Below are 9,561 nucleotides of genomic sequence, written 5' to 3'. Positions count from 1 at the left end.
GCACCAGCCTGCTGCTGGCCATCGCGGAGCGTGCCAGGGCTGCGCTTTACACCCCGTACCTGATGGCGTTGGGCGTGCTGGTGGCCACCTGGTGCGTCCATCTTCGCCGGCTGGGCCGGGCCGGCACACGCCCGGACCTCACCGCCGAGCAGCGCGCGGTGGAAACCACGCTGGTGCTGAGCATCGTGACGCTGCTGCTCTTCTGGGGAACCGCCGACTTCGCCCAGGCACTGGGGCGGCGGCTGGCGGTGGACTACGAGCAGGGGGTGCAGTACATGCCTCGCGCCGAGGTGTATTCACCCAAGCCGCTGGGCATCGGCTCGGCCGCGGTCAGGGAGGTGAACGTTGGCACCGTGGACGCGGCCCTCTACCGGTACGACGGGCTGCGCCTGCTGGTGCTCAGCGGCGGACGCTTCTTCTTCCTCCATGACGGCTGGACGCCGGAGAATGGAACGGTGATCGTCCTGCCGGACGACAACTCCGTCCGCATCGAATTCAGGAGATGATCCTGGCCATGGACTACGCCAAGGACCCACGCGTTGACCAGTACATTGACGCCCTCCCCGAGTGGCAGCAGGCGGTCTGCCGGCAGGTCCGCGACCTGGTGCATGCCGCGGATCCCGGGGTGGAGGAGACCATCAAGCGCACGGTGCAGCCCTACTTCGTGCTGAACGGCAATATCTGTGCACTCCTCGCGGCGATGGACCACGTCAACGTGTTCCTGTACGACGGCGGCCTGGCCCCGGACCCGCAGCACATCATCACCGGCGGCCACGGCAACCAGACGGGGCGCACCATCGCGTTCCACAAGGCCGATCCCGTGAACGGGGAGGCCCTGCTGGACATCTTCCGGGCGGTGATCGCGGACAACCGGGCCGGGGGCTGGCGGAAGCTCAAGGGCCGGGCGTAACGGCGCCGTTCCGGCGCTGGTACCGCAGCAGGACCACCCCGTTGCCGAAGCTGCGGCTCTCCACCAGATTCAGGTCCGCGGTGAAGTCCGGCGACTGGAACACCCGCCGGCCCTGGCCGATCACCACGGGGTTGACGTAGATCCGGAACTCGTCCACCAGGCCGTGCCGCATGAACGTTCCGGCAAGGTCGGCGCCGCTCATGATGAGGTCGCCGCCGGCTTCCGCCTTCAGTGCCTGGATTTCTTCAGGAACGACGCCGGCAAACACCTTCGCGTTCGGGCCCGCCGTGGTGAGGGTGCGGGAGAAGACGAACTTGGGCAGGCGGCGCCAGATGCCCGCGAACTCGACCATGGCCGGGGTGCTCTCCGGATCCTGGTCAGCCGTCGGCCAGACTTCTTCCATCAGCTGGTACGTGACCCTGCCTTCGATAATCCCGCCCATCGCCCCAATCTCGTCATTGAAGTGCCGGAGCAGCTCCTCGTCCACCCGGTGCCAGCTGATGTCCCGGTCCGGTCCTTCGAAGAACCCGTCCACGGATACGGCGTTGGACAGGATGATCTTTCCCATGGGATCCCTACTTCCTGATTTCCGCCTGCCGCAGCCCGACAATGTCCTCCACAACGTCATCCGGAATGGGATGCTCCGCGGTGAAGCGGATGGTTCCCTTGGACAGCGAAAAGCCCGCCAGCCGGCCGGCCACTGCCTCCACCGCCTCGGGCGAGAACGGAAACACCGAGAGGTGCTTGGCGGCGGCCACCACTCCCAGCAGCGGCTTTCCGTCCAGCTTGAGGGCGGGCATGCCGTAGCTCATGCCCTCAGTGGCCTCCGGCACCAGTTGCCGGGCAATTTCAATGACGTGCTGCAGGCACTCGCGGTCCGCCTCCGGCAGGTCCGCCAGTGCATCGTCGACGACGCCCACGGCCGCCCTAGCTCTTCTTCTTGGCTGCCACGGCGGAGGCCAGCGATGCCAGCCCGCGTTCGAAGTCGGACCCCACCATCTTGTCCATGTTGACGAAGAGGGAGAACAGCTTTGCCGGGAGGCCCTTGTTTTCACCGGTCATCACCCAGCTGACCTCGGTGCCGCCCGGCGCTGGCGTGAACGTGAAGGTGGTGGGGTTCAGCGCCTTGAAGGGCTTGGTGAATTCCAGCCTGACATTGATGCGGCTGGACGGCACCGACTCGACGATCTGCATGTTCCCGCTGCCGGCCTTGCGGTTGCCGCTCCACTCGTAGCCTGCTCCCACGCCGGAGTCCGGGCCGAAGTAGCGCCGGCTCATGCCGGGATCCACGGCCTCCCAAGGGGACCAGGTTGTCCACTGATGGAAGTTGTTGACCAGCGGGAAGATATCTTCGGGGGCGGCAGGAATGACGGCACTGCGGCGGACTTCATATGAGGACATGGCCCCAGCTTAGGAGCCGGGGCCACGCCTGGATAGGTCAACGGAGAACTACGTTGGCGGGTTCCTTGCCGTCCAGCAGCAGCCCGATCTGCTTCCTGATCAGCCGGACCATCCGAGGGAACATTGCCGAACTGGCGCCGCCCACGTGCGGGGTGATCAGCACGCCCGGGGTGGTCCAGAGCGGGTGGCCGGCCGGCAGCGGTTCGGGGTCCGTGACGTCCAGCGCCGCGCGCAACCGCCCGGACGAGGTTTCCGCCAGAAGCGCGTCGGTATCGGCCACCGGCCCGCGGGCCACGTTCACCAGCAGCGCGCCGTCCGGCATGGCAGCCAGGAACTTCGCGTCCACCAGTTGCTGGGTCTGCTCACTCAGCGGGACGCTGACCACCACGATCTCGTGCAGCGGCAGCTGCTCATACAGTGAATCGATGCCGTAGACCGTTCCGCCCTCGTCCTCGCGTGCACGGCTTGCCATCCGCGTGACCTCGGCCTCGAATGGCAGGAGCCGGGCCTCAATGGCCTTGCCCACTCCCCCATAGCCCACCAGCAGCACGCGCCGGTCCGCCAGGCTGGCCCGCTGGCTGTTGTCCCAGGTGCCGGAGGCCTGGTTCCGGACGAAGTCCGGGATCCCGCGCTGGCTGGCGATCATCATGCCCAGGGCAAGCTCTGCGGTCGAGGTCTCATGGACACCGGCCGCGTTGGCGAAAACGCAGCCGGACGGCAGGACCTCAGCGACGCCGTCGTATCCGATCGACTGGCTCTGGACAAGCCCGACGTCCACGCCCTCCAGCGCGGCAAGCGCCGCCGGCTTGCCCATGTATCCCGGGACGAGCAGGTCCAGCCGGCCCTCCGGGGCAGGGCCCGTCAAGTCCCAGAGCACAAAGTCGACGCCGTCCGTGGGCTCGAGCGCGTCCAGCAGCCTCTGGTCGGGCAGGCACACCCGCAGCCGCGCGCTCACGCGGCAACCATCAGCTTCACGCCGGCGGCGCTCAAAGCCGTTTCGATTTCCCGCGGCGGCGGCGCGTCCGTCACCAGCACGTCCACCGCGTCGAAGCCCGCCAGCCGGGCCAGCGCGTACCGCAGCATCTTCTGGTGGGTGGCCACCACCACCACCTGTTCTGCCGAATCCATAAGGGCGATCTTAGTGGCGCGCTCAACGTCCCTTTCAATGTAAAACGCCTCGTCATGGATGCCGCTGACGCCGATGAAGGCCGTCTTGGCACGCAAGCCGGCGGCGGCCGTGACCGTCATGGGGCCGTTGAACGCCTGGCTGTCCAGGAGCAGCTCTCCGCCAAGGCAGATGGTCCGGGCGGACGTGAGCTGCAGGCAGCGCTGGATGGCCGGAGCCGAGTGGGTGATGATGGTGCCGGTGAAGGACGCAGGCAGCTCGTGGGCGATCTGGTACGTGGTGGTCCCGGCGTCCAGGATGATGGCGTCACGCTCACCGATCATGGACAAGCACACCCGGGCCACCCTGAGCTTGGCATCGGCATCCTCCCGGACGCGGGCGGCAAAGTCCGCATTCTGACCGTGCCCGTGGACGGCACTGACACCGCCGTGGACCACCCGGACCAGTCCCAGCTTGGACAGCACCCGGGTGTCCCGGCGCACCGTCATGTCCGACACGGCAAACCTCTCTGCCAGGTCAGTTGTGGAAATGAACCCCCGCCGGCCGAGCTCGTCCAAGATGCTGCGCTGGCGGGACGTCAGCGGCGCCTCTTCCCGTGCGATGCTCATGGCCCCTTCTTTCCTGCCTATATCCCGGACACCAGCCTGGCCCGGTGTTGCAATTCCAACACCAAATCTACTTAACGACCTACCCCGGCACCGGCATTCGCAAGCTCAACGGGGCGCCCTTCCGCGATGGAGCGCTCGGCGGCCAGGCCCATCCGGACCGACTGCAGGCCGTCGGCAACCGTGACTTCCACCGGGCCTTCGCCCAGGATGGCCTTCCGGAACCCCAGGTGCTCGTAGTAGGTGGAGCCGTGGTGCGCGCCGGCGGCCAGCACTGCCTCGTCCACCGGGACCTCGTGCTTTTCCGGGCCGAGCGGTGAGCGCGGGCTGAATTCCACGGTGGCTTCGGCTTCGTCACCGGGGATCCAGTGGTTGGCCGCCACCGGGATCAGGGTCTCGATCTTGGCCGCGTCACCCACGATGGAGATGCGTTCCTGGAACTTGGACCCTTCGGCGAACATGGACAGCTCCAGCATGGCGCGCTTCCCGCCCTTGAAATCCACAATCACATAGGCGTTGTCCACCATGTCCGAGACCCGGCCGTCGTACAGCTCGTCCATGTGGTTCACATCGTGCCCGCCGCTGGCGTAGACGCGGGTGGGTTCGTCCTGCAGGATCAGGCGCATCAGGTCGAAGAAGTGGCAGCACTTTTCCACCAGGGTGCCGCCGGTGCGCTCGGCGAAGCGGTTCCAGGCGTCAACCTTGTGCAGGAATGGGAAGCGGTGCTCCACGATGGACAGCATGTAGATGTTGCCGAGCTTGCCGTCGTGGGCGGCCTGAATGACCTCCTGCACCGGCGGCATGTAGCGGTATTCCATGGCCACCCACACCGGCGCGGTGTAGTCCGCAGCCAGCCGTTCGAGTTCGTCCGCCTGCGCGGCGGTGGTGCACACGGGCTTTTCCACCAGTACCGGCAGGTTTTTGCCGCTGGCGAAGATGTCCTTGAGGATTCCCAGGTGGGTGTCATTGGGGCTGGCGATCACCAGCGCATCCACGAGTCCCGAGGCGAGCAGGTCCTGGTGGGAGGCGAAGGCCTGCACCTCATATCCGATCTCCCGCGCGGTCTCTTCCAGGGAGGACGGCGTGGGATCGGAGACTGCGGTAATCCGGCTTCCCGGGATCAGTGCAAGGTTCCGAACATGTTCGCGGGCCATGTGGCCGGCCCCGATAAGGCCATAACGAATGGTCCGGACCGTTTCCGCAGAAGGCAATGACATGAGTTGCTCCGTTTCTCTACGTTGAGTGGGCGGGACCGCGGCGTTGCATCCCAAACAGAACTATACAGAAAGTGTTGTTATTCCAACATAGCGTGTGTATATTTCTTCAGTACCAGCCGAAACTACAACGAGGTGGAACGTGCCCCAACCGTCAACTGGAACCCTGCTCTTCGTAGGCTGTGCCACCCTTGACTCCATCGCCCTGGTGCAGGATTTCCCCGCAGCAGACAGCCGCACGGTGGCGTCAGACTTCGCGACGGCAGGCGGTGGCCCCGCTGCCACGGCGGCCGTTGCGGCGGCGCGGGCCGGAGCCCGGACAGCCTTTGCGGGCGTCCTGGGCACCGACGAGGAAGGCGACCGGATCGTGGCCGGCCTCGAGGCCGAGGGCGTGGACACCTCCGCCGTCATCCGCGACCCCGCCGTCAAGACCGGCGCCAGCGTGATCGTGGTCAGCCGGGCCACCGAAAGCCGCGCCATCGTCACCCGCCCTGTCCCACCCGTCAGCTTCCCCGCCGGCAGCCGCTTCGCCGAACTGCTGGCTTCCGCATCCTGGGTGCACGTGGACCACCTTGGCTGGAACGCCGTGGCGGGCGTTGGCGCGGACGGACTCAAGATCAGCGTGGACGCCGGAAACCCCATCCCGTCCTTCAGCCCGCGGGGCGTCGCACTGTACGTCCCCACCATCGAAAGGCTCCGCGCCACGTACGGCGAGGACTTCTCCCCCGGGGACCTCCTGGGGAAGGCGATCGACGACGGCGCCTCCGCCGTCGTCGCCACCGCCGGCTCCGAAGGCGCCTGGGTCCTGGAACGCGGCGGCGAGCCGGTCCACGTTCCCGCCACCCCGGCCACCATCGTGTCAACCCTGGGCGCCGGCGACGTGTACCACGGTGCCCTCCTCGCCGCCGTCGCAGCGGGCCTGCCCCTGGTGGACGCCGCCGCCTTCGCCGGCCGCACCGCCGCAGCATCCTGCGCGGGGCTGGACGGCCGTTCCATGATCCCCCGCCAGGCCATCAGCCCTGTCCCTGCTTAACCATCGTTCCCAGCACAACGCCTAGCTGAAAGAAGCAGCCCATGAGCCCCACAGACCTTTCCCCGCTGCAACGCCCGTCCGGCGCGTTCGCCATGCTCGCCGTGGACCAGCGCGAAGCCATGCGCAACATGTTCGCCGAGCACACGGACCAGCCCGTCACGGACGAGGACCTCCGGAACTTCAAACTCGAGGCCGCCCGCATCCTCACCCCCTACGCCTCCGGCATCCTGATCGACCGGCAGTTCGCCCTGGACCAGGCCATCGAGGCAGGCGTGGTGGACTCGAACTGCGGCCTCATCGCCTCCGCCGACCACTTCGAATCCGCACACGGCGAACTCGTGGGCGAGGTGACCATCGACCGGCTGGTGGATCCGCACAAGTACGCGGCCCTGGGCGTGAAGGCGCTGAAGCTGTTGGTGCTGTACCGCCCCGACGAGCCCGCCGAAGGCCGGGTGGAGATGGTCCGAGAGTTCGTGGAGCGCTGCAAGTCCGCCGGCCTGATCAGCATCATCGAACCGGTCTCCCGCAAGCCCCTGGCCGGCGGCGACTTCGACTGGAACGCCGGCATCCTGGCCGCCGCCAAGGAACTGGGCAGCCTGGGCGCCGACCTCTACAAGGCCGAGGTCCCCTACAAGGGCCAGGCCTCCGAAGCCGAAGTCCGCGCCGCCTGCGCCGAGCTCACCAAAGCCATTGACGGCCCCTGGGTGGTCCTGTCCTCCGGGGTCCCCGAGGACGTGTTCCCGGACGCCGTGCGGTGGGCCTGCCTGGAAGGCGCCAGCGGCTTCCTCTCCGGACGCGCCGTCTGGGCCTCCTGCATCGGCGCCCCCGACGTCGTCGAGTCCCTGTCCACCGACGCCATCCGCCGGCTGCAGCGCCTCTGCGCGGTGGTCGACGACGTCGTCTCCACCCAGCGGACGCATGCATGAGCACACCCGCCGACCTCCAGGGGATTCCCGTCACCGTCGGGTGACCCCCTTCCAGCCAGCAAATAAGGCACAGCAACACTCAACGAGGAGACTATTGTGAGTCAGATTTCACGCAGGCAGGCCATCGCCGTCCTTGGAGCCCTGGGGTTCGGCGCCACCGCGGCAGCATGCGCCGGACCGGGCGGCTCCACCACCCCCGGCGGCGCCACCGGCCCGGCCGCACCGGCCACCGGCGACATCACCGGCAAAGTGTCCTTCGCCCACTGGCGCGGCGAGGACAAGGCAGTGTTCGACGAACTGATCAAGCGGTTCGCGGCGATGCACGACGGCGTGGAGGTGGCCCAGGACATCTCCACCTCCAACGACTACAACGCCCAGGCGCTGCAGAAGCTGCGCGGCGGCTCCATCGGCGACGCGTTCGCCACCTTCCGCGGCGCACAGTTCAAGAACTTCACCGAGGCCGGCATCTACACCGACCTCAAGGGCAGCAAAGCCGTCTCCAACTACGAGGACAGCCTGCTCTCCGCCGGAAAGTCAGGCGACAACGTCCTGGGCCTGCCCTACCAGGTGGTGTTCCCCATGCCCATGGCCAACGTGGACCTGTTCGACAAGGCCGGCGCCGACCTCGCCCCCAAGGACTGGGACTCCTTCCTGGCCATGTGCGAGAAACTGGCGTCCTCCGGCGTCGTGCCCATCTCCTGGCCCGGCGGCGACGTGGGCAACGGCGGGCAGCTGTTCAACTGCATGATCGCCAACAACGGCCCGGTGGATGACATGGCCGCCCAGATTGAGCAGGGCAAGCTGAAGGTCACCGACGACTGGTTCATCAAGATGCTCAACCAGTACAAGGACCTGGTCCCGTTCCTGCAGCCCAATGCCACCGGCACCGCCGTGGAGCCGGCGCAGAACCTGTTCTCGCAGGGCAAGGCCGCCATGCTGGCCACCGGTTCCTACCACATCGCGGCGGTCCGCGGCCTGGGCGCCCAGTTCCCCATCGAGCTGGTGTTCCCCAACACCTCGGACGGCAATGCCAAGTACGAAGGCGTCTACAACGCAACGTTCATCCTGGGCGTCAACTCCGCCAGCAAGAACCAGGCGGCCGCCGCGGCGTGGATCGACTTCCTGTCCGAGCCGGAAAACGCCGCCTACTACGCCAACGAGACGGCACAGCACGTGTCCGTGAAGGACGTGGAGTACACCAACCCGGACCTGAAGCGCCTGAGCCCGTGGCTGGAGAAGAACACCGCCCTGGCCGCCCGGTTCCAGTTCCTGAACCTGGACGTCCGCAACGCGGTGGAAGCCAGCGCCACGGCCGTCATCTCCGGTACCAGTCCGGAGCAGGCAGCCGAGGCCGCCCAGAAGATTGTTGACGAGCGGCTATGAGTACCCACACCGGAACGGCGGCCAAGCGGAAGACGCCGCGCCGCCATACCGGCGCCGACGCAGCCAAGGTGCGCCGCCGGTCCCCCACCCGGGTGAATCCGGCGCTGTACCTGTTCCCGCTGCCCGCCGTCGCCGTCATTGCCTTCTTCCTGGTGATGCCCACGCTGCAGGCTTTCCAGTACGCCATCACGGACTGGAACGGCTTCTCCGCGGCCTTCAACTACGTGGGGCTGGACAACTTCGTCCGGGCGTTCACCAGTGACTCGCTGTTTATCAACGCGATGACCAACAACCTGAAGTTCATGCTGCTGGTGGTCATCGCGCAAACGGCGTTCTCGCTGGTCCTCGCCCTGCTCCTGACGAAGAATTCCCGCGGCAGCATCCTGCTCCGCGCCCTGTTCTTCTTCCCCACCATCCTGTCCTCCGTGTCCGTGGCCTTCATCTGGAAGTTCATCTACGACCCCAACTTCGGCCTGGCCAACTCGGCCCTGGGCGCGGTGGGCCTGGACGCCCTGCAGGGTTCCTACCTGGGCAACAACGCGCAGGCCCTGTACTGGGTGGCCGTCACCCAGGTGTGGTTCCACGCCGGGCAGATGATGGTGGTGTACATCGCCGGCCTGCAGTCCATCCCGCGTGAGCTTTACGAGGCCGCGGAAATGGACGGCGCCGGCCGGTGGCAGCAGTTCAAGTCCATCACCTGGCCGTTCGTGGCCCCCGCAACCGCCATCGTGGTGGCCTACACCACGGTGCAGTCGTTCAAGGCCTTCGACCTGATCCTGGGCATCGCGGGCAACCCGCCCAAGGGCTCCCTGGACATCCTCTCCACCCGCATCTACAGCACCTTCGCCAACTCGGAGTTCGGCTACGCCGCCGCCCAGTCGATCATCTTCATGGCGATGATCGCCCTGGTCACCTGGCTCCAGCGCCGGCTGCTCCGGCTGACCCCGAAGGGGGAATGACAGC

The 9,561-nt window shown here is 67.0% G+C and carries 11 protein-coding genes and 1 pseudogene; 6 read left to right on the top strand and 6 right to left on the bottom strand.

What is annotated here, in order from left to right; all coding sequences use genetic code 11:
- Positions 1–506: pseudogene (locus AC5RTT_RS03770) on the top strand (hypothetical protein); the annotation flags it as partial.
- Positions 503–910 carry a DUF1801 domain-containing protein gene (locus tag AC5RTT_RS03765; RefSeq protein ID WP_494144054.1) on the top strand — a complete coding sequence of 136 codons (408 nt, stop codon included), beginning with the start codon at positions 503–505 and terminating at the stop codon, positions 908–910. The pseudogene AC5RTT_RS03770 and the gene AC5RTT_RS03765, both read left to right, overlap by 4 nt.
- Here AC5RTT_RS03765 and AC5RTT_RS03760 read toward each other — a convergent pair.
- The 6 genes from AC5RTT_RS03760 to AC5RTT_RS03735 form a co-directional block, all read right to left on the bottom strand.
- Positions 894–1,478, bottom strand: a complete 585-nt coding sequence (locus AC5RTT_RS03760; protein WP_494144053.1) for a dihydrofolate reductase family protein — start codon at positions 1,476–1,478, stop codon at positions 894–896. The two genes, AC5RTT_RS03765 and AC5RTT_RS03760, sit on opposite strands and share 17 nt — an antisense overlap.
- A 7-nt stretch (positions 1,479–1,485) precedes the next feature.
- Positions 1,486–1,830 carry an iron chaperone gene (locus tag AC5RTT_RS03755; protein WP_494144052.1) on the bottom strand — a complete coding sequence of 115 codons (345 nt, stop codon included), beginning with the start codon at positions 1,828–1,830 and terminating at the stop codon, positions 1,486–1,488.
- A 7-nt stretch (positions 1,831–1,837) separates the two neighbouring features.
- On the bottom strand, positions 1,838–2,311 hold the full coding sequence (locus tag AC5RTT_RS03750; RefSeq protein WP_494011602.1) for an SRPBCC family protein: 474 nt from the start codon (positions 2,309–2,311) through the stop codon (positions 1,838–1,840).
- Between the two features lie 37 nt (positions 2,312–2,348).
- Positions 2,349–3,266: a 2-hydroxyacid dehydrogenase gene (locus AC5RTT_RS03745; RefSeq protein ID WP_494144051.1), complete on the bottom strand. Its 918-nt coding sequence runs from the start codon at positions 3,264–3,266 to the stop codon at positions 2,349–2,351.
- The gene (locus AC5RTT_RS03740; protein ID WP_494124453.1) at positions 3,263–4,045 is read right to left on the bottom strand and encodes a DeoR/GlpR family DNA-binding transcription regulator; all 783 of its coding nucleotides are present in this window, start codon (positions 4,043–4,045) and stop codon (positions 3,263–3,265) included. The genes AC5RTT_RS03745 and AC5RTT_RS03740 overlap by 4 nt, the downstream gene beginning before the upstream one ends.
- Positions 4,046–4,116: 71 nt before the next feature.
- The gene (locus AC5RTT_RS03735) at positions 4,117–5,259 is read right to left on the bottom strand and encodes a Gfo/Idh/MocA family protein (protein WP_494124452.1); all 1,143 of its coding nucleotides are present in this window, start codon (positions 5,257–5,259) and stop codon (positions 4,117–4,119) included.
- A gap of 139 nt (positions 5,260–5,398) precedes the next feature.
- Here AC5RTT_RS03735 and AC5RTT_RS03730 point away from each other — a divergent pair, with 139 nt between their 5' ends.
- From AC5RTT_RS03730 to AC5RTT_RS03715, 4 genes are all read left to right on the top strand, one after another.
- Positions 5,399–6,289, top strand: coding sequence for a carbohydrate kinase family protein (locus tag AC5RTT_RS03730; RefSeq protein WP_494104118.1), 891 nt, complete (start codon positions 5,399–5,401; stop codon positions 6,287–6,289).
- Positions 6,290–6,330: 41 nt separating this feature from the next.
- Positions 6,331–7,215, top strand: coding sequence for an aldolase (locus AC5RTT_RS03725; protein WP_494144050.1), 885 nt, complete (start codon positions 6,331–6,333; stop codon positions 7,213–7,215).
- Between the two features lie 96 nt (positions 7,216–7,311).
- Entirely contained in the window at positions 7,312–8,598 is a 1,287-nt protein-coding gene (locus AC5RTT_RS03720) for an ABC transporter substrate-binding protein (RefSeq protein WP_494144049.1), read from the top strand.
- On the top strand, positions 8,595–9,557 hold the full coding sequence (locus AC5RTT_RS03715; protein WP_494011609.1) for a carbohydrate ABC transporter permease: 963 nt from the start codon (positions 8,595–8,597) through the stop codon (positions 9,555–9,557). The genes AC5RTT_RS03720 and AC5RTT_RS03715 overlap by 4 nt, the downstream gene beginning before the upstream one ends.
- Positions 9,558–9,561 lie beyond the last annotated feature (4 nt).

Source organism: Arthrobacter sp. Y3221157 (assembly GCF_059089865.1).
Note: the sequence above shows the minus strand (reverse complement) of the source record. Positions and strands in the feature narration are given on the sequence as shown.